Source organism: Chitinimonas sp. BJB300 (genome assembly GCF_002735695.1).
Taxonomy (GTDB): domain Bacteria; phylum Pseudomonadota; class Gammaproteobacteria; order Burkholderiales; family Chitinimonadaceae; genus Chitinimonas.
Map to the genome: position 1 here is coordinate 1 of NZ_PDZH01000088.1, position 18,215 is coordinate 18,215.

An 18,215-nucleotide genomic window follows, 5' to 3' on the forward strand; every position below is an offset into this window, starting at 1 on the left:
CCTACCATCGCCGACAAGCCCGTTGCTGTCGCCGCACCAAACGTGCTCAGCAAATAGTCGGTGTACAAATCGAGTTCTTTGTTCTTCATGGCGACAGGTTATCGTATGCACTGCGTAACATCAGTCAGGTATTGCAAGTCTTTCTCCATCATTGGTAAATCACGCGACCTATTTACTGCACGCAGGACAGTGGTCCTGCATGAGGTGCTGCCATGATAACTACCAATCCCACTATGTTTGTGGACCGAGACTTTTATATTGTTTCACCGCGCTGCTACGTGGCTACCTTCTGCGTCAATTCAACCCGGAATCCCTATGTCTATACTTAGGTTTCATAGCTGGAGAGCGTCTCACTCCCATGAGCCTTGGTCTATAGGCTGTTTGCTGAATCAGCGGTGAGTAGGGCTTGAATGATCCAGCAGCCAACATCTCAAGAGTAAGCACGATTCGGCTGAACTATTCTGCAATGTACATGTGAGTCACTAATCAACATTGCAGTGTTCATTGGGGCCCAGTCTTGAACGTATTACTTAAATTTTTGGTTGGTATGCTGGCGTGCAGTGGCTTTATTAAAGCGGCCGCAGACAGCAAGGTACTAACCTTTGCGTCGCTGGACTGGCCACCTTACACAGGGAGCACTCTGTCAGACCAAGGTGGTAGCAGTGAAGTGGTCCGCGCCGCCTTCAAGGCAATGGGTTACGAGGTAAGAATCAAATTTTACCCATGGGTACGCGCCATCAAGATGGCAGAGAAAGATGCCAATACGATGGCTTACTTCCCCGAATATTCTTCGGAAGAAGTAAAGCAGCGGTGCGCGTTGTCGACTTCTATCGGCAGAGGTCCACTCGGGTTGGCACAGCGAAAAAATAAGCCAGTACAGTGGAAAGACATTAAGGATCTGTCTCAGTGGACAGTTGGTGTGGTGCAGGACTACGTGAATACAGCGGAGTTTGACCAACGCGTTGCCAGCGGCAAACAGCGAGTGGATAAGTCAGTCGATGATGTCGTCAATCTTTTCAAGCTGGCCAATAGTCGTGTCGACCTGGCTATCATCGACCCCTACGTTTTTGCCTATCTGATCATGCACGATCGTGAAGTTAGTGCAGTTTCCAGCCAACTTTCAATCAATAGCAAATTACTGGAAGAAAAGGACCTTTACGTTTGTTTTAAGAAAACGGCAGAGGGGCAAAGGTTGGCGGCCATCTTGGAGCAGGGCATTCGGAAGATTGATGTCGCACGCATCATGCGCAACTACATATCAAATTATCGTTAATTTAAGTGCTCTAGTTAGCACTTGGTAAACAAAGCAAAGACGCGTTCAGCTTTGAATCAGGTACAACACTTTGCGAATGGGCTAAAGCGGAAAAAGCCAGTGTCGACATCCTCTAGCAGGAACGGTGGTTACAGATATTTAGTACGAGTGGGCAAGTGCTATGGCATCCGCAGCAGCCGTGCGCTAGCTCACGGCTGCATAGCCAATGGCAATTAGGTTCTAGACGTTGAATTCCGGCAATTTCTTGGTAATCAAGCGGTTTTGTAGGCGTACGTAGTTGGGCAGGCCGTTTTTGAAGGGTGGGTAGTCTTCGCCTTCGATCAGGGGCGACAGATAGCGGCGACAGGCATCCGTGATGTGGAAGCCATCTGGTGTAATGAAGTCGCGTGGCATGAATTTTTCTACGTTGGCGACCTTGCTTAACGGCGCTTCAACAATATCCCATTGATAGGGTGAGTCGTTTAAACGGCGAATGGCCGGCATGACCGAGTTCTTGCCGGCCAAGGCCATCTCTACAGCGGCTTTGCCAAGTGCGTAGGCCTGTTCCACGTCGGTTTTGCTGGCGATATGCCGGGCTGCGCGCTGAAGATAGTCAGCCACGGCCCAGTGGTATTTGTAGCCGAGCTTATCCTTCACCAGTTGGGCGATGGTGGGGGCAACGCCACCGAGTTGCGCATGGCCGAAGGCGTCCTTCAAGCCCGTCTCAGACAGGAACTTGCCATCCTTGTTTTTGATGCCTTCCGATACGCCGATCACGCAGTGGTCGTATTTTTCCACCGCGGCTTTTACCTTGGCCAGGAAGGCTGCTTCGTCGAATTCGATTTCCGGGAACAACAGGATATGTGGGCCTTCGCCTTCTGCTTCGGCGGCTAGCCCGCATGCGGCGGTAATCCAGCCGGCGTGGCGACCCATCACTTCCAGGATAAAGACCTTGGTTGAGGTCTTGGACATCGAGGCGACGTCATAACCTGCTTCGCGAATCGAGGTAGCGACATATTTGGCCACCGAGCCAAAGCCGGGGCAGCAGTCGGTAATGGGCAGGTCGTTGTCCACCGTCTTGGGCACATGGATAGCTTGGATGGGGTAGCCCATCGTTTCGGAAAGCTGTGCCACCTTGTAGCAGGTGTCGGCTGAGTCGCCACCGCCGTTGTAGAAGAAGTAACCGATGTTATGGGCCTTAAAGACCTCAATCAGGCGTTCGTATTGTTCCTTGTGGGTTTCAACGCTTTTAAGCTTGTAGCGGCAGGACCCGAAAGCGCCTGACGGGGTGTGCTTGAGTCGGGCGATATCTGTTGCGCTCTCCAGCGAAGTATCGATCAGGTCTTCGGTCAGCGCGCCGATAATGCCGTTACGGCCGGCGTAGACCGTGCCAATCTTGCCGCTATGCTGGCGGGCCGTCTCAATGACGCCGGCGGCGGAGGCGTTGATAACGGCGGTGACGCCACCTGATTGGGCATAAAAGGCGTTCTTGATGCTCATGAATACTCCATAGGGAAATGTGCTGGGCAAGATGGTTGGCGAACAGGCTTTGTCGCCATCTTGGGGCAGTCAGGTTTCTATTTTTGTTTGGCCGCTTCTTGGGCGTGCCATTGCTTGAGTTGTTCACGCCACTCAGTCCAGTCGTGGGGCTTACCCGTTTCGAAACGGGTTTGTAGATTCTTCAGCACCTTTGGCCACGCTTTTTCGAAGTAAGCCTTGGCTTTGGGCCACTCGCCAGTACTGCCCCAGCCCAAATGCGTCAGTGTCAGGTGGGTAGCTTCGCCTTCTGGTGCAAAGCGCAAGATGACCACAGTGCGCTGTGCCCGCGCTGCGGCTAGATGAGGTGGTGCATTCCAGGTGAAGGACAATAATTGTTCGGGTTCGACCGCCAGCACCTGCATGGTGTCTGCGCCCTTCATGCCCGGTTCGCCGTAGGGGTCCATATAGATGTGGAACGGGCCGTCCGGGTGGGATTCCACGTTCGCTTCAGGCGCAAAAAAGCTGGTGATGCCTTCGTTACTGGTCCAGGCCTGCCAGACTGCACTGACGGGGGCTTTTACCGTGACATCCAGCTCAATAGCGGGTTCAGCGGCATAAAGTGCACTACTGGCAAGGCAGGCGGAGGAAATCAGCAAGCGGCGCAGCATGGGTGCTCCCGACAGGCAATAGACGGCCGCAATTGTAGTCCGAAACTACGAATTACGCCTGGCTGCGTGGGGCTAAGTGCATCTTTGTCAGAGCGACGCTAAGCTACGTAGAACAACACACTGACGTACTGGCACAAGCTGCCCAGCAGGACAAATAGATGCCAGATTCCGTGGTAGTGGCGAACCTTTTCGTCATGAAGAAAAAAGTAGATGCCACCGCTATAGGCAATTCCGCCTATCGCCAACCAAGCCAGTCCACTGGTTGGCAGGGCGGCAATCAGTGGTTTGATGGCAATCACGACCATCCAACCCATCACGACGTAAAGAATCATCGACAATATGCGTGTACGTCGGCCAAGCGTCAGTTCCTGGATGATGCCGAAGAGGGCTAGTCCCCAGGTAATTCCAAACAGCGTCCAGCCCCATCCACCACGTAGGGTGACCAGGGCGAACGGTGTGTAAGTGCCGGCGATCAGCAGGTAGATGGCGCAATGGTCGAATTTCTGCAGCACTGCTTTGGCTTTGACGTGCTGGATACTGTGGTACAGCGTGGAAAAACCATAGAGCACCACGAGCATTGCACCGTAGATGCTGAAACTGACGATTTTCCAAGGATCGCCCTGTTGGCTGGCCAGCACGACCAACACCACCAAGCCGGCAATGCTGAAAAGCGTACCGGCCAGATGAGTAAGACTGTTTAAGCGTTCGCCGTAGTACACATGGTCTCCTCGTTAGACTCGAAAAATACCATGCCGGTATAAGGCGCGATGCGGCAAGCTGCCAGGCGGGCAGTAAGGTCGCCAGCGTGGATTTCAAGCCGGTGTCCATCCGGGTCCTGTAGATAGAGTGAATCACCTTTGCTTTGGTTCACTTTCCATTCGTGTACACCGGCATTGCGTAGTCTCGCTGCAGTGACTGAAAAGTTGTCGGTGCTGAAGGCGTAATGCGTGTAATCCGGCGCAGTATCGGGCTGCCGCGTCAGGTCGAGCGACAAGCACAGCCATAGATCGCCAATGCTCAGGTAGGCGCCGGCATCCCAGCGGGCATGTGGTTCCGCACCAAGGAGGTCGACATAGAAGCGAAAGCTCTTTTCCACGTCGTGTACCGCCAGGGTCAGGTGGTTAAGTCCAGTCAGCAAGTCCAAGCCCCAAAAGAAAACAGGCGGATGAGCCGCCTGTTTTGACCAACATTTTCTTCAAGACGGTTTTTTAAGCGCCCAGTGCGTTGAACACCGTATCGCGAATCTTATCAACTGCACCGACGCCGGGGATCTTGATGTACTTAGGTGCTTTGGCATCGCCCGATTTGGCCAGTTTGCCGTAATAGCTGACCAGCACTTTGGTTTGCTCGTGGTAGACCGAGAGGCGCTTTTTGACGACGTCTTCCTTGTCATCATCGCGTTGCACCAGTGCTTCGCCGGTGTCGTTGTCTTTGCCTTCGACCTTGGGCGGGGCGAATTTGACATGGTAAACACGACCCGAAGCCTGGTGGATGCGGCGGCCAGTAATACGTTCCAGAATCTCGCTATCGGGGACATCGATTTCGACGACGTAATCGATATCAACGCCCGCTTCCTTCAATGCATCCGCCTGCGGAATCGTGCGGGGAAAGCCATCGAACAAAAAGCCTTTGGCGGCATCGGGCTGCGTAATGCGTTCCTTGACGAGGCCGATGATGATGTCGTCGCGCACCAAGCCGCCGGCATCCATGATGGCTTTGGCTTCCAGGCCAAGCGGGGTGCCAGCCTTGACGGCTGCACGCAACATATCGCCTGTCGAGATTTGTGGGATACCGAACTTTTCTTTGATGAAGTTCGCCTGGGTGCCTTTACCGGCACCGGGTGCGCCTAAAAGAATCAATCGCATTGGAGGAGGGTCCTGGTTTCAAGTGGTTTGTTTAAATTGTTTCGGCTGCAATCAGGCGAGCAAATAAATGCGCCATTGCAGTGAGCGGCTTATGTCTGCTGTGTGGCCCAATGTTGGCGAACACGCTCCAGGTCGGCCGGTGTGTCTACGCCGGCTTCAGGCGCATGCTCGATGACGGCGACGCCGATGGCATGCCCATGCCAGAGCACGCGAAGCTGTTCCAATGCTTCGAACTGTTCCAGGGCACAGGGCGCAAGATTGCGGTACTGACGTAGAAAGCCGGCACGATAGCCGTAGATGCCGATATGCCGGAAAACCGGTAGGTTGGCCGGCAACATCTCGCGGGTTCGCATAAAAGCGTCGCGGGCATAGGGAATGGGTGCCCGGCTAAAGTAGAGGGCGCGGCCCATGTGGTCAAGTACGACTTTGACTACATTCGGGTTGAACATGTCTTCAGCGCCAGCAATGGCGTGGCATGCAGTAGTCATCGGCAGGGTATGGTCGTGTTGCAACATTGTTGCGACCGCATTGATCAGTGCGGGTTCAATCAGCGGCTCGTCACCCTGTACATTCACTACGGCAGCCTCGTCAGGCAGTGCCAATAGGTCGGCGGCTTCAGCCAGCCGTTCGGTGCCCGAGCTGTGGTCGGTGCGTGTCATCAGCGCATTCAAGCCATGCTCGCATACAGCGTCGAAGATACGCTGGTCATCGGTGGCGACATACACGGCGCTGGCACCACTTTGCAAGGCACGCTCTGCCACCCTCACGATCATCGGTTTACCACCGATGTCGGCCAGGGGTTTTTCGGGCAGGCGGCTCGATGCCAGCCGGGCAGGAATCAGGGCAACGAAGCTCACTGGCCCACTTCCTCATCCGCCGGCAGCTCGCGAGCCTCGCTTTCCAACATGACGGGAATACCGTCCTTGATGGCGAAGGCCAAGCGGTCGCCCCGGCAGATCAGTTCCTGGCGCCCCTTATCGAGATGCAAGAGACCTTTGCAAACCGGACAGACGAGAATTTCAAGTAGTTTGGCGTCCATGGGGATTCCGAAAAATAAATGGCACACGAGGTGCCTTGGCCACGCGGATGGTTATTGACTGCGTGGCCGGGTGGAAGCGGTGTTCAGCTGTTGAATCAGCCAGTCGGCAAGGTTGGGGGCAACCTGCGCTACAACCGGTACAACCCAAATATTAACATCGTGCAGGATTGCGGCGAGTTTCACGGCGTCTTTCTCTGTACAGAACACAATATCCGCTTTGATCTGGGCGAGATCTGTTGCGCTATAGGCATGATGGTCGGAAAAAGGGTATGCCTTCACCGCCTGCAAGCCAGCATTGTGCAAGGTTTCAAAGAAACGGGCAGGGTTGCCTATGCCCGCCAGGGCCGCCAGATCTTGCCCGGCAAAGCTCGCCAGCGGGCGACATTCTTCCCTGGCCTTGAGACGATAGGCCTGCCCCGGCAATAGCTGCATTTGGAATGTCGGGACTTTATCGTGGGGTATGGCCAAGGGCTGCTTAACGTCACCGTTGAACACGATAGCGTCCACTGTGCCCAGTCGGCTGACCGGTTCCCGTAAAGGACCGGCGGGTAGACGCCAGCCATTTTGCAGACCGCGTTGGCCATCGATGACGACGATTTCTATGTCACGTTCCAGGCGGTAGTGCTGCAAGCCATCGTCGCAGAGGATCAAGTCTGTAGCGGGGTAGGCTGCCAACAAGGCCTTACCGGCTGCGATTCGGTCACGACCCACAAACACCGGGCAGCCGCTGCTACGGGCGAGCAACAAAGGTTCATCGCCGAATTGGTTTGCTGTACCCGTTGGCGGGACCTCGGCTATCCCATCCACACTGCTGCCATAGCCACGGCTGATGATGCCGGCTTGCAAACCAGACTGGCGTAGGGCCTGAGCCAGATAGAGTACTGTTGGTGTCTTACCTGCACCGCCTACTGTGATATTACCCACCACCACCACCGGAGCTGCTATCCGCTCGCTGTGTAACCAGCCAAGCCGAAAGAGCGTGCGTCGACTCGCTGCCAGTGCGCCAAACAGCCAGCTCAGTGGGAGCAACAGGGTGGCAGGAAAGCGGTTTTGCCAAAAGGCCGGTGTATGCATGCAGTGGCTCTACAAAAAAACATTCCCGCTTGTTAGCGGGAATGGGTATTAGAACCTGTCTGAAGTCTGCTACGTGTCAGCAATCGGCGTTGAAAACGCGCTCGGAATGCTCATCTACCACTTGTAAACTCCGCTTCCTAGGACGTTTCCGCCTTGTCTTACCCTAGCTCGCGAGACTTTAGATTGACAGGTTCTTAGGCAGGTTTTCAGAAGATGGTTAGTGTGGAGCCTGCGTGGCGAAAGTCAACTTACCATAGCCAGCAATGCGTGCCGCTTCCATGACATTGATAACCGACTGGTGGGTAGTGGCGCTATCGGCGCTGATAACGATGACAGGTTCCTGGCCATTCGCTGCACCACGCAGTTCTGCCGCCAATGCTTCTGGGTTCTCGTAGTTGATATGCTTGCCATTGATGGCATAGCTGCCATTCGCAGCGACTGAAATCTCTACTTCCTGCGTCTTGGTTTCCTGCTTTTCAGCATTGGCGGTTGGTAGGGCGATCTTCAATTCGGCAAACTTCGAATAGGTGGTGGTGGCCATCAGGAAAATCAGGATCACCAACATCACATCAATCAGCGGAATGAAGTTGATTTCAGGTTCTTCCCGGTGTCTGCCGCGACGAAAGTTCATTGCTCAACCCCGCTCGCCATGAACAACTTCCACCAGTTTGATGGCCTGCTGTTCCATTTCGACGATCAGGCTATCTACTGTGCCACGGAAGTGGCGATAGAAGACCAGTGCAGGTACAGCGACGATGATGCCGAAGGCGGTGTTGTACAGCGCGACCGAAATACCGTGGGCCAGTGTGGCGGGGTTTGCGCCACCGGTGGGAGACTGAGCCCCGAAGATTTCGATCATGCCGATCACGGTACCCAACAGTCCAAGAAGCGGCGCAGCCGTTGCAATGGTGCCGAGTGTGGTAAGCAGACGTTCGAGGTCATGCGCGACGGCACGACCGCTTTCTTCGATCGATTCCTTCATGATTTCACGCGTGCTTTTAACGTTCTTCAGCCCTGAAGCCAAGACTCGGCCCAATGGTGAGTTGGCTTGCAGACGTGAGAGCATGTCGGGCGTGACACCACTCTTTTTCAGCTCTTGTACGGTGAGGGCCAATAGCCCTTCCGGTAATACCTGTGAGCGGCGTAGGCTCACAAGACGCTCAATAATAATGGCAAGGGCTACGATTGACGCGAAAATGATCGTGTAGATTGGCCAGCCGGCAGCCTGGATGATGGCGAACATGAATATCCTACCCGGTTGGGTGTTGGCGAAAAACCGCGTAACTTTAGCTGTGCTGGTTGTACCCGGCAAGACATTCGCATACTTCCTCGTACATGTTCAAAGTCTGTAGCGGACATTCTTTGGCAGGGCCAGGTGCAATGCAGAAAGCTGAATGTACATTTGTATACGAGGCGGCGAACTTCTGTTGGTAAAGCGCTTTGGCAGTTTGGTGTTCTGTAAGCTGATTTCTGCGCTGCGCTTCACCTTGTGGATGGCTGCTCGCGACTGATTGATGAACAGATGCTAAGACAATGCGCAGGTCTTTAGTTCCAAACCCCCGTAGGTACTGGCTGGTCGTGGTTGTACACATGAGTTGTGGATAAGTTTGTGGGCAAGTGTGCGATTCGATCCGGCAAGCCCCTAAAAACCTGCATTTTGCTGAGTTGATTAAAAAATAGGCAATGATTATATGTTGTTTTAAATCAATAATTTAAGCTTTCTCTGTAACGCCAATGTAGCAATTTTCCACAATGCCGAGACTTTGGTTGCCAATGTGGATGAAATCTCTTGTGAGACCAAATGAACGAGATGCTGTCAAGCGTGACCCCGGTATGGTCGGTCAGCGAACTTAATCGTGCAGTCAAGCGTCTGTTGGAAAGTGAACTGCCGCTACTTTGGGTGAGTGGTGAGATATCCAACCTGACTATTGCCGCCAGCGGGCACTGCTACTTGTCTCTTAAGGATGCTGGTGCGCAGGTGCGTTGTGTGATGTTTCGCAATCGGGCCATGCTGCTGCCCTTCAAGTTGCGCGAAGGCATGAAGGTTGAGGCGCGGGCTGTGGTGACGCTTTACGAAGCGCGTGGCGATTATCAGCTGAACCTCGAAAGCATGCGGCCGGCAGGCCTTGGCGCGTTGTTTGAGGCTTTTGAGAAACTCAAGCTGGCCTTGGCAGCAGAAGGCTTGTTTGATCTGGCACGTAAGCGTCTATTGCCCGCCAACCCTCGAGCGATAGGTGTTATCACATCGCCCAAGGCGGCGGCCCTGCGTGACGTATTGTCCACCTTGCGGCGTCGCGCTCCGCATGTGCCTGTCGTGTTCTACCCTACGCCTGTGCAAGGCGAGGGGGCTGCGGACGCCATTGCAGCCATGCTGGCCAAGGCAAATGCGCGTGGCGAAGTCGATGTGCTTATTCTGTGCCGTGGCGGGGGGAGTATCGAAGACCTATGGTCGTTTAATGAGGAGTTGGTGGCGCGTGCCATTGCGGTTTCCACCATTCCGGTCGTGAGTGGTGTTGGGCACGAGACGGATTTCACAATTGCAGACTTTGTGGCTGATGTGCGTGCCCCCACGCCAACTGCGGCGGCGGAACTGGTATCGGTGGACCGGGAATCCCAGTTAGCGGCAGTCAAGCAGTTGCATCAGCGTTTGCAACGACTGTTCCGTCAGCAATTGGAAGGCTGTATGCAGCGGCTCGACTATATGAGTCGGCGGTTGGTCCATCCGGGGGAACGTCTGAAGCGTCAAGCCCTGCAATTGCAGGATGTTGCGCAAGCCTTGCGTCGAAGCATGGCGAGAGTGATGGAGCAGAAACGTTGGCAATTGCTTAATCTGCGTCAACAACATAGCTATGCCAAACCTGGCTTGGCAGGTTTACGTACCCAGCTGGCTGTGTTGCAGCAACGGCGCCGGTTTGTCGTACAGGGACAGCAAAGTAGAGCCGCCGCCCAGCTGGCTACGGTGGCGGCACGATTGGAGGCGCTGAATCCCACAGCGGTATTGGGTCGTGGGTACAGCTTGGTTGAAACCACTGATGGCAAGCTGGTGCGCGAGGCCGCGGGTTTACGCAACGGCCAGAAGTTACGCCTGCGTTTTGCGCAAAGTGAAGCGGGTGTAGTGGTAGGCGATGTCCCTGTAGAGCAAGGAAACTTGTTCTGATAGTCGGATCTGGTAGGGAATAGGATCAAGGTTTGTTGCGCATAGCCATGCTATGTCAAATATGTCCTGGGTATGCTTAGGGCTATTAATAAAACTCCCATCGTTTTTGCTTTTTCTCGGGTTGACTCGCGAAACGTTGAATGGACACTTAAGAGATTGTGAATAATGCACTCGACATTGATCACATTTTAATAATGCCATTCCAATTCATCCGAAAACAAGCGGGATGGTAAAGCGCTTTGGCGAGCGCTATATCATGGTTGTGTAGCCCTTATAATATCTGTCAAAGGGTGCAAACACTGGACGTCATTACAAGTTATGAGTGCCTGCCTGGAAAGTGAGCAGGATTATCCAATTAAATTTGTAGCGGACCGTCGTTGGTTTTGTGCTATCAGTTTGGTAAAAATTTGATTTGCACAATACGGGAATACGCCATTGTCATTAATGTATTGATTAGGGAAGAATCTTTTCAACTTATGTACGAACTCAGAGAAAGATAATCTGTTCGGATGAATTGCCTACTGAACCAAATTAGTAATATTGCTTCGGTTGCGCCGTAACAGATGAAGAGGAAAGATTCGATCAATGTTGAAATTCGTATTTAATAGCGCAGCAAGCATATTATTGTTTGTCTTGTTGATAGGCTTGTCCGGCATACTTATGCACAAGAGAGAATAGGTACACATAAGAAAGCTATGGCTGCTGATGAGTTTGATTATATTTTTTACCGAATCATCGTCTAAAAACCCCTTACCCTAAACTGATTACCAATACGTGCTTGGTAGAACACCTACTGTGACGTACGCCCGCATGCGGCAAAATTTACTTGAGCCCAGGGGGTATAGGACCACTTAAAAAACGCAGCAAAACGAAAGTCTCTATAAGAGAGATGTGTTTGAAAAATACCGGAATGGTGTCTCTCCCGTTTCCTGCTGGGATTAAACGTGCCTACGATCTGCCGCGAGCAACCGTCAACCGAGTGAAGTGCAGTAAGATTCTGAACAGGTTTAAAAAATCAACGTAAGGCTTGCCAATACTAGGTAGTACAAGAGTACTGCGAGTAGGTTCAGTATCAGGATTTTTTAGCGATGCTAATTGCAACCGACAATGTGTTGAATCAGTTTTAGATGACCTGAAGCGGGTTTTAGTCACCATGACCAGCGTTATTTATAGCTAAGATTGAAATGTTTCTGTACAGCTGAATGTTATTTTGGCTGTAGTTATTCCTGGACTGAACGATTGTTAGTTGGGAATTATTGTTATTGCAGATCTAGCCTATTTGAAATGCAAGCTTCTAAAGGTAGGGGAAGTGTGCAAATTAGAAAGTCGAATTGTAGGGTATTGGTTAGTTCTGCATATAGCAATCTGTGTAATTGATTGGATTGATATTTTGTCATCGAAATTGAAGTCTGATCGTCAACCAAAAAGCTGAAAGGCCAGTTGTTTGGTTACTTGTAGTAGAAAAACCCAAAGCCTGATTTAAAGAGACGCGCATTTACCATGGCATAGGCCTTGTTTATTTTTTGGCATTGTACATTCTCAATGCCATGGAAAGTTGCGTCCAACTTAATTGCTTTAATATGAAGGGGTAATTATGTTACAGAACAAAGCGAAGTTTTGTCTTACTGCAATTACAGTAGCACTTTCCTTGCCAGTCTTTGCTGAAGTAATTCAATCCGAGCAGCAGGCTATCAGCGACTATTTGCAACGCTTCCACCACGACACAAAAAAGACGATGGACGAAATACCTGTTAAGACAGGTGTTGCACCTTATGCAGTAAAATCAATCCCCAAGTTTTCACCACAAGCAATCCAATCGGGTAGTTTTGTTGAAAGCAAAAATGCAGTACGTTCCCAATTACTGAATGGCGTGCAAAAACCTGGTGTTCTAAGAGATGCCATTGCAAGAGAAAACGATGACCCAGCTCTTTTGGTGGACAACGGTGATTGGCTGATCAAGAACATCAACCAGATGGATAGGCGTCGCTTGACCAGTGCCAAGCTAAATAAGCAACCATGGTCGGACACCTACTGGCCGCTCTACAACGGCTCGATCAGCTACCGTTACGGCGACCCTAAGGTGGGTAGCAACAATCCAAAGACCTGGAAAGACTACTGGAACTACGCCAATACATTGAGCCCGGTATCCAGCTACATCAGCGGATTGAAAACCGACTTGTTGTCCCCTGCCGAAAAATATGACCTGCTAGTTAATGACGGCAGCTTCAACCTGACCCGCGAGGGTTGGCAATCGGGCGAATACTACTTCAACAAATACGGCAATGTTGAAAGTTGGATGGGCATATGCCAGGGTTGGGCTGCCGCTGCTTATATGCTGCCACGGCCAAAGCACGCAGTTACCGTCACTTCGCCAACTGGCCAAGCCATCAAGTTCTATCCATCCGATTTGAAGGCGTTAGGTACCAAGCTATGGGCGAGGACTGATAGACCTACTGATCGTTTCATTGGCGGCCGTTGCGATATCAGGGATCCTGTGAAGGACCAAAACGGTCGGGTCACCGATAGGAACTGCTTTGATACCAATCCGGGTACCTGGCACCAGGTGGTGGTGAACCAGATTGGCGTTGCCAAGCGCAGCTTCGTGATTGATGCCACTTACGATTACGAAGTATGGAATCAGCCGGTATTGGGTTACAGCTATACCTACTTCAATCCGCAAACTGGTAAGGCTTACAACACGGCTAGAGAAGCCATGATTGCCCGCGCCAACTATTCCAGCGACAAGTTTACGACTCATCGCAGCAATACAGCGGTGAACATTGTTGGCGTGAAAATGGACCTGAACTACATCGCGGAAACTGACCCTTCGCATGCTGAAACGGATGGTCCAGATAACGATGCCATCACTAAGGTCTCTTACATGTATGACTTGGAGCTGGATGCCAAAGGCAACATCATTGGTGGCGAATGGTATACCAACCGTCACCCGGACTTCCTGTGGACACCGCCTCGAACTGAGCGTGCTATTACGTCTCCCAACCCTACCGACAGGTGGAATACACGTGATCCATTCCCCGCACACTGGACTAGCTTGGCTGTCGATGCTTCACGTAACCGCAGCCAGCCTTTGACGGCAGTCGTGGAACAGTTGTTCAAGTTGTCCAGCAAGTAAGTTTTGCCCTGAGTAGGGCAGATGTAAGAACCTGTTCACGGTCTTATAGTGAGATCGTGAGCAGGTTTTTAAGTTTTCAGCAGTTCCTCGCGCCCGGCCAGCCAGCGTTGCAGATGGGCTTCTGCAACCTGTGGTGCACGGGCTAATAAATCGGTTGCGACATCACGAGCACGTTCCAATAGGTCGGTGTCGCGTTCCAGGTCGGCGAACCGCAACATAGGCACGCCGGATTGACGTGCCCCGAGGAATTCGCCGGGTCCTCGAATACGCAGGTCTTCCCGGGCAATGACAAAGCCGTCGGTGGTCTCGAAGATAACCTTGAGGCGTTGCTTTGCTACTTCGCCTACCGGGCTGGCAAACAGCAGCACACAGCTTGACTCCAGCGCACCACGCCCCACCCGGCCACGTAGTTGATGCAATTGGGCCAAGCCCATCCGCTCCGCGTGTTCAATCACCATCAGCGTTGCGTTGGGCACATCAACGCCGACTTCGATAACCGTGGTGGCTACAAGCACCTGGATTTCATTTCGGCTGAATGCGGCCATGATCTCCGCCTTCTCGGCAGACTTGAGCCGGCCATGCACCAGCCCAACCGCGTATTCGGCCAAGGCTTCAGACAATGCTGCATGGGTGTCTTCCGCAGTTTGCAGCTCCAGCGCTTCGGATTCTTCAATGAGTGGACAGACCCAATAGGCTTGCCGGCCTTCGCTGCATACCTTGCGTACGACCTCGATCATCTCCTCGCGGCGAGCATCGCTGACCAAGCGCGTTTTGATGGGGGTGCGGCCGGGTGGCAGTTCGTCGATGATGCTGACGTCGAGGTCGGCGTAATAGCTCATCGCCAGGGTGCGGGGAATGGGTGTGGCCGACATCATCAGCTGGTGAGGGGAGCCACCTTTGCCGCGTAAGGCGAGCCGCTGGTGTACGCCGAAACGATGTTGCTCGTCCACAATGGCCAAGCCCAGTCGGGTGAAGGCAACCGAGTCCTGAAATAGCGCATGGGTACCGACAGCCAGCTGCGCACTACCGCTTTCCACCTGGGTGATAGCGGCAGCCTTGGCTTTGGGCCGGAGCGAGCCGGCCAACCATGCGACTTCAATCCCCAGTGGGGCCAACCAGCTGGATAGTTTCTTATAGTGTTGCTCTGCCAGGATTTCCGTTGGGGCCATCAACGCGACTTGGTAGCCCGCTTCAATGGCGTCGAGTGCAGCCAGTGCCGCGACAATGGTTTTACCCGCACCAACATCGCCCTGTAAAAGTCGCTGCATGGGGTGCGGTGAGCCAAGGTCGTGGCGTATCTCGGCCAGTACCTTACTTTGCGCGCCCGTCAGGCCAAAGGGCAGGCTGGCGATGAGTTGCTGGGCTAATTGCCCTTTGGCCTTTAATACCGGGGCCGTTTGCTCGTGCCGGCGCTGATAGGAGAGGCGCATCGATAGTTGTTGCGCCAGCAGTTCGTCAAACTTGATCCGCAGCCAAGCGGGGTGCATGCGTTCGCTAAGGGCTCGGGTGGGGATATCTGGTGTGGGATGGTGCAAAAGCTGCACGGCTTGTCCAAAACCCATCAAACCCAAGTCACGTAGCAGGGTAGCAGGCAGGGTATCGACCAGTACCTGCCCTTCAAGCGCTTGGGCAATGAACTTGCGCAAGGTGGGTTGCGAGAGGCCGTTTACGGTGGGGTAGACGGGAGTCAGCGCTTCGGCGAGCGCTGTACTGTCTCCCACTACCCGTATCTTTGGGTGGACCATCTCCTCGCCAAAAAAGCCACGCCGAATCTCGCCGAGCAGGCGTACCCGTCGGCCCACCGCCAGCACCTGTTGCTGGTTGGGGTAGAAATTGAGCAAGCGTACGTAGAGTTCGCCGCTGGCGTCTTCGATGCGCGCTACGAGCTGTTTACGAGGCTTGTAGGTGACTTCCGCGTGCATTACCTCGCCTTCGACCAGCACTGGGCTGCCGGCAAGGGCATCGGCAATGGTGTAGAGGTGGGTTTCGTCTTCGTAGCGCAGTGGCAGATGCAGTACAAGGTCGAGCGGTTGCTTCAGGCCCAGCTTGTGCAGCTTGTCCAACACAGCCTTCGGAATCTTGTTGAAATCGGGCTTCATGCGGGCTCGATGGTCGTGACAAATGCACCGGTGGTGTCGCAATGCCATTTGATATTGAGTTGATATAACGCCATGCCGTATTCGCGGTTAGGGTCGTCGGCATAGCCTGGGCGTGGGTCCTGCGCCAGGACTTCAGTGATCAGACTGCGTAATTTTGGGTGTCTGCCCTGCAATTGCCGCAACTGTACTTCCGCCTCGTTTGAAAAGTGTACGGGCAGTGTTGAATTGCCAGCATCGGCATAGCCATTTGAGGCACCGGCAATGGCATCGGCGTAACCGAGATAAGGCTTGAGGTCGATGATGGGGGTGCCATCGAGCAGGTCTGCGCCATGCAGGTGGATGCGTACACCATTCTCGGTATCAATATCTGCCAGCTTGGCCACTGATAACCCGATTGGGTTGGGCCTGAATGTGGAACGGGTCGCAAACACGCCTATACGCTGATTACCACCGAGCTTGGGTGGCCGTACAGTGGCCCGCCAACCTTGCACAGCTGTTTCGTGGAAGATGAACATCAGCCAGACGTGACTGAATTGTTCCAGGCCACGAACAGTATCGGGTGTGTTGAACGGAGGGAGCAGGGTAAGTGTCGCTTCCGCTGAGGGCGAGAGGCCGGGTTGACGTGGAATCGCGAATTTTTCCTTGAAGCAGCTTTCGATGATGCCGATCGTCTGCATGGGCCAAGTGGTCATGGTTCCTGCCTCAGGGCTTGTTGCAAGGCGGCTATTTGATTCGGGTTAAGCCTCCCCTGGTCGACTGGCCGGCTGGCAGCCAGTTCCATCGCCATTTGGCCCAATGTGCGATAAGTGGCAGCTACATTTGCATCTAGTGCCTGCGTGGCAGCCATCTGCCGCGTTACGGTGGTGGCATCACCTCGGGCAATGGGCCCGGTTAGCGCTTGGGCGGGTGTTAGGTTGTCCAGATTGTTTAGCGTTCCCATCGCCATTTGCCGCAAAGCTTGCCAAGCAATGTCCCGGGCTATGCCAGCTGCTGCCATGCAACGCAGCGCTGCTTCCATAAGGGCGACCAGATCGTTGCAGGCCAATACCGCCCCTGCGTGATAGAGGGTTTTTTGAGCAGGGTCCACTATGAAGCGTTGTGCCCCTATCGCATCAAATATCGGTCCCAAGCGAGTAAGCGCGGCTGCATCGCCTTCACAACCGCAAAAGGTACCGCTGAATTGTTTTACTGCTGTTTCTGGTGTGGCAAAGGAGGCCAGCGGGTGAATGCTGGCAATTCCTACACCCTCTGTTTTCAGTGGTATCAATAGAGTGCTGGGTAAAGCGCCGCTGCAATGGAATATCACATCGCCTTTGCGTAGCTTGGTTTTGGCTGCCAACGCTGCAACCGCATCCGCCATGACGTCATCTGAGGTGGCAACCAGCGTAAAGTCGGCAGGCCTGATGTTGTCGAGTGCGCAAGAGTGGCCAGCACCTATGAATGTGACGGCTTGCTGGCTATGGGTGATGTCTCGGCTAACGATGTCTTGTATCTGCAAAACACCGGTTTGCTGCCAAAGATAGGCTAGACTGCGGCCTAGTCGCCCAGGGCCGAGCAGATTAAGAGTAGGAAGGCGCATACTGATGGAAGGCAATGTGATGCGGGATTATCGCATGCGCAGGCAATACCAACTGTCTGCAAGCCGCTTGATTGTTTAGAGGCCAAGTGACACCAGCAAGTTTAATAAGCTTGTTTACAATGCACATATGACGGGGAAAAGTGCTTCCCGTACAGTTCCATTGTCATTTTCGTTTTGATTTGGAGTTCTTTATGCCACGCCTACTTCTTCTTGCCTTTACCTTGCTTGTGCTCTCGCCTTTGAGCTATGCCGCCAGTGTGTATCAGTGGAAGGATGCATCTGGCAATATTGTCTTTTCTGATCAGCCGCCTACCAATCAGCAGGCGCAAAAGCGTGACATCAAATCCAATGTGGTGGATACCAGCGGGGGTAACTTCAATACCCGCGAGGCGATGCGTAACAATCCCGTCACGTTGTGGACCAACAGCTGTGGCCAGTCTTGTGACGACGCGCGCAGCATGTTGAGTAAGCGTGGGGTTGCTTATAGCCTGCGTAACCCGGAAGCAAGCGCAACCGACTTTGATTTGCTGAAGAAGCTAGTCGGCTCTGCCACGGTGCCTGTATTGCAGGTCGGCAGCAAGACGTTGACAGGGTTCAATGCTGGCGCCTGGGCCAGTGCGTTGGATGAAGCGGGCTATAAGACGCCCGATCCAACGTTGAAAGCGGGGGCAACACCTGCCGACAAGTCAACCACCAAGCCCTGAGTCTCATTCTCTGTACGATGCAAAAAGCCCCGACTTCCGGGTAATGCCGTTCACTTAACAACGCAGAGCTGTTTGACCGGATAACGCGACGGCGGCTTTTTCACGACACGGGGGCATTCGCGCCCCCGTCGTTGTTTGGACAGCAATTGGTCACCCAACCGTTCGC

At 53.4% G+C, this 18,215-nt stretch carries 17 protein-coding genes; 4 read left to right on the top strand and 13 right to left on the bottom strand.

The genetic code is table 11. The features are described from left to right. The first annotated feature begins 517 nt into the window (after nucleotides 1-517). Entirely contained in the window at nucleotides 518-1,273 is a 756-nt protein-coding gene (locus tag CSQ89_RS14795; protein ID WP_199065576.1) for a substrate-binding periplasmic protein, read from the top strand. Nucleotides 1,274-1,492: 219 nt separating this feature from the next. Here CSQ89_RS14795 and CSQ89_RS14800 read toward each other — a convergent pair whose 3' ends face one another. From CSQ89_RS14800 to CSQ89_RS14845, 10 genes are all read right to left on the bottom strand, one after another. Beyond that, nucleotides 1,493-2,752, bottom strand: a complete 1,260-nt coding sequence (locus CSQ89_RS14800; RefSeq protein ID WP_099406907.1) for a 6-phosphofructokinase — start codon at nucleotides 2,750-2,752, stop codon at nucleotides 1,493-1,495. A 77-nt stretch (nucleotides 2,753-2,829) separates the two neighbouring features. Further along, entirely contained in the window at nucleotides 2,830-3,399 is a 570-nt protein-coding gene (locus CSQ89_RS14805; RefSeq protein WP_099406908.1) for an SRPBCC family protein, read from the bottom strand. A gap of 98 nt (nucleotides 3,400-3,497) precedes the next feature. Next, entirely contained in the window at nucleotides 3,498-4,118 is a 621-nt protein-coding gene (trhA, locus tag CSQ89_RS14810) for a PAQR family membrane homeostasis protein TrhA (protein WP_099406909.1), read from the bottom strand. Further along, nucleotides 4,097-4,537 carry a VOC family protein gene (locus tag CSQ89_RS14815; RefSeq protein ID WP_099406922.1) on the bottom strand — a complete coding sequence of 147 codons (441 nt, stop codon included), beginning with the start codon at nucleotides 4,535-4,537 and terminating at the stop codon, nucleotides 4,097-4,099. Before CSQ89_RS14815 ends, trhA begins: the two co-directional genes overlap by 22 nt. Nucleotides 4,538-4,607: 70 nt before the next feature. Then, complete coding sequence (gene adk, locus CSQ89_RS14820; RefSeq protein ID WP_099406910.1) at nucleotides 4,608-5,264, bottom strand: adenylate kinase; 657 nt, start codon at nucleotides 5,262-5,264, stop codon at nucleotides 4,608-4,610. An 89-nt stretch (nucleotides 5,265-5,353) separates the two neighbouring features. Then, nucleotides 5,354-6,121 (bottom strand): 3-deoxy-manno-octulosonate cytidylyltransferase, encoded by a 768-nt coding sequence (gene kdsB / locus CSQ89_RS14825; RefSeq protein ID WP_099406911.1) that lies wholly within the window; start codon nucleotides 6,119-6,121, stop codon nucleotides 5,354-5,356. After that, entirely contained in the window at nucleotides 6,118-6,303 is a 186-nt protein-coding gene (locus CSQ89_RS14830; protein WP_099406912.1) for a Trm112 family protein, read from the bottom strand. Before CSQ89_RS14830 ends, kdsB begins: the two co-directional genes overlap by 4 nt. 51 nt (nucleotides 6,304-6,354) lie before the next feature. Further along, nucleotides 6,355-7,377 carry a tetraacyldisaccharide 4'-kinase gene (gene lpxK / locus CSQ89_RS14835; RefSeq protein ID WP_099406913.1) on the bottom strand — a complete coding sequence of 341 codons (1,023 nt, stop codon included), beginning with the start codon at nucleotides 7,375-7,377 and terminating at the stop codon, nucleotides 6,355-6,357. 217 nt (nucleotides 7,378-7,594) lie between these two features. Further along, a complete protein-coding gene (locus CSQ89_RS14840) occupies nucleotides 7,595-8,008 on the bottom strand; it encodes an ExbD/TolR family protein (RefSeq protein WP_099406914.1) in 414 nt (137 codons plus the stop codon). A gap of 3 nt (nucleotides 8,009-8,011) precedes the next feature. Further along, a complete protein-coding gene (locus tag CSQ89_RS14845; protein ID WP_099406915.1) occupies nucleotides 8,012-8,620 on the bottom strand; it encodes a MotA/TolQ/ExbB proton channel family protein in 609 nt (202 codons plus the stop codon). Between the two features lie 558 nt (nucleotides 8,621-9,178). Between CSQ89_RS14845 and xseA the strand changes: the two genes are divergently transcribed. Together xseA and CSQ89_RS14855 are read left to right on the top strand one after the other, a co-directional pair. After that, nucleotides 9,179-10,534 carry an exodeoxyribonuclease VII large subunit gene (xseA, locus tag CSQ89_RS14850; protein ID WP_099406916.1) on the top strand — a complete coding sequence of 452 codons (1,356 nt, stop codon included), beginning with the start codon at nucleotides 9,179-9,181 and terminating at the stop codon, nucleotides 10,532-10,534. A gap of 1,648 nt (nucleotides 10,535-12,182) precedes the next feature. Further along, nucleotides 12,183-13,667, top strand: coding sequence for a hypothetical protein (locus CSQ89_RS14855; protein ID WP_158229005.1), 1,485 nt, complete (start codon nucleotides 12,183-12,185; stop codon nucleotides 13,665-13,667). Between the two features lie 68 nt (nucleotides 13,668-13,735). On the opposite strand, the gene recG is transcribed toward CSQ89_RS14855, so the two are convergent. The 3 genes from recG to CSQ89_RS14870 are packed head-to-tail and all read right to left on the bottom strand — an operon-like array spanning nucleotide 13,736 to nucleotide 17,345. Further along, nucleotides 13,736-15,766 (bottom strand): ATP-dependent DNA helicase RecG, encoded by a 2,031-nt coding sequence (gene recG / locus CSQ89_RS14860; RefSeq protein ID WP_099406918.1) that lies wholly within the window; start codon nucleotides 15,764-15,766, stop codon nucleotides 13,736-13,738. Then, nucleotides 15,763-16,458 carry a tRNA (N6-threonylcarbamoyladenosine(37)-N6)-methyltransferase TrmO gene (tsaA, locus tag CSQ89_RS14865; protein WP_099406919.1) on the bottom strand — a complete coding sequence of 232 codons (696 nt, stop codon included), beginning with the start codon at nucleotides 16,456-16,458 and terminating at the stop codon, nucleotides 15,763-15,765. The genes recG and tsaA overlap by 4 nt, the downstream gene beginning before the upstream one ends. Continuing rightward, nucleotides 16,455-17,345: a Rossmann-like and DUF2520 domain-containing protein gene (locus tag CSQ89_RS14870; RefSeq protein ID WP_099406920.1), complete on the bottom strand. Its 891-nt coding sequence runs from the start codon at nucleotides 17,343-17,345 to the stop codon at nucleotides 16,455-16,457. The genes tsaA and CSQ89_RS14870 overlap by 4 nt, the downstream gene beginning before the upstream one ends. A gap of 191 nt (nucleotides 17,346-17,536) precedes the next feature. Here CSQ89_RS14870 and CSQ89_RS14875 point away from each other — a divergent pair, with 191 nt between their 5' ends. Next, nucleotides 17,537-18,049: a glutaredoxin family protein gene (locus CSQ89_RS14875; protein WP_099406921.1), complete on the top strand. Its 513-nt coding sequence runs from the start codon at nucleotides 17,537-17,539 to the stop codon at nucleotides 18,047-18,049. Nucleotides 18,050-18,215: the final 166 nt, after the last annotated feature.

What these genes read in the sequence shown, in the direction of transcription:
- tsaA (WP_099406919.1), bottom strand. Translation starts at nt 16,458, where the DNA reads ATGACCACTTGGCCCATGCAGACGATCGGCATCATCGAAAGCTGCTTC.
- CSQ89_RS14870 (WP_099406920.1), bottom strand. Translation starts at nt 17,345, where the DNA reads ATGCGCCTTCCTACTCTTAATCTGCTCGGCCCTGGGCGACTAGGCCGC.
- CSQ89_RS14805 (WP_099406908.1), bottom strand. Translation starts at nt 3,399, where the DNA reads ATGCTGCGCCGCTTGCTGATTTCCTCCGCCTGCCTTGCCAGTAGTGCA.
- CSQ89_RS14840 (WP_099406914.1), bottom strand. Translation starts at nt 8,008, where the DNA reads ATGAACTTTCGTCGCGGCAGACACCGGGAAGAACCTGAAATCAACTTC.
- recG (WP_099406918.1), bottom strand. Translation starts at nt 15,766, where the DNA reads ATGAAGCCCGATTTCAACAAGATTCCGAAGGCTGTGTTGGACAAGCTG.
- xseA (WP_099406916.1), top strand. Translation starts at nt 9,179, where the DNA reads ATGAACGAGATGCTGTCAAGCGTGACCCCGGTATGGTCGGTCAGCGAA.
- lpxK (WP_099406913.1), bottom strand. Translation starts at nt 7,377, where the DNA reads ATGCATACACCGGCCTTTTGGCAAAACCGCTTTCCTGCCACCCTGTTG.
- CSQ89_RS14800 (WP_099406907.1), bottom strand. Translation starts at nt 2,752, where the DNA reads ATGAGCATCAAGAACGCCTTTTATGCCCAATCAGGTGGCGTCACCGCC.
- CSQ89_RS14830 (WP_099406912.1), bottom strand. Translation starts at nt 6,303, where the DNA reads ATGGACGCCAAACTACTTGAAATTCTCGTCTGTCCGGTTTGCAAAGGT.
- CSQ89_RS14875 (WP_099406921.1), top strand. Translation starts at nt 17,537, where the DNA reads ATGCCACGCCTACTTCTTCTTGCCTTTACCTTGCTTGTGCTCTCGCCT.
- CSQ89_RS14845 (WP_099406915.1), bottom strand. Translation starts at nt 8,620, where the DNA reads ATGTTCGCCATCATCCAGGCTGCCGGCTGGCCAATCTACACGATCATT.
- adk (WP_099406910.1), bottom strand. Translation starts at nt 5,264, where the DNA reads ATGCGATTGATTCTTTTAGGCGCACCCGGTGCCGGTAAAGGCACCCAG.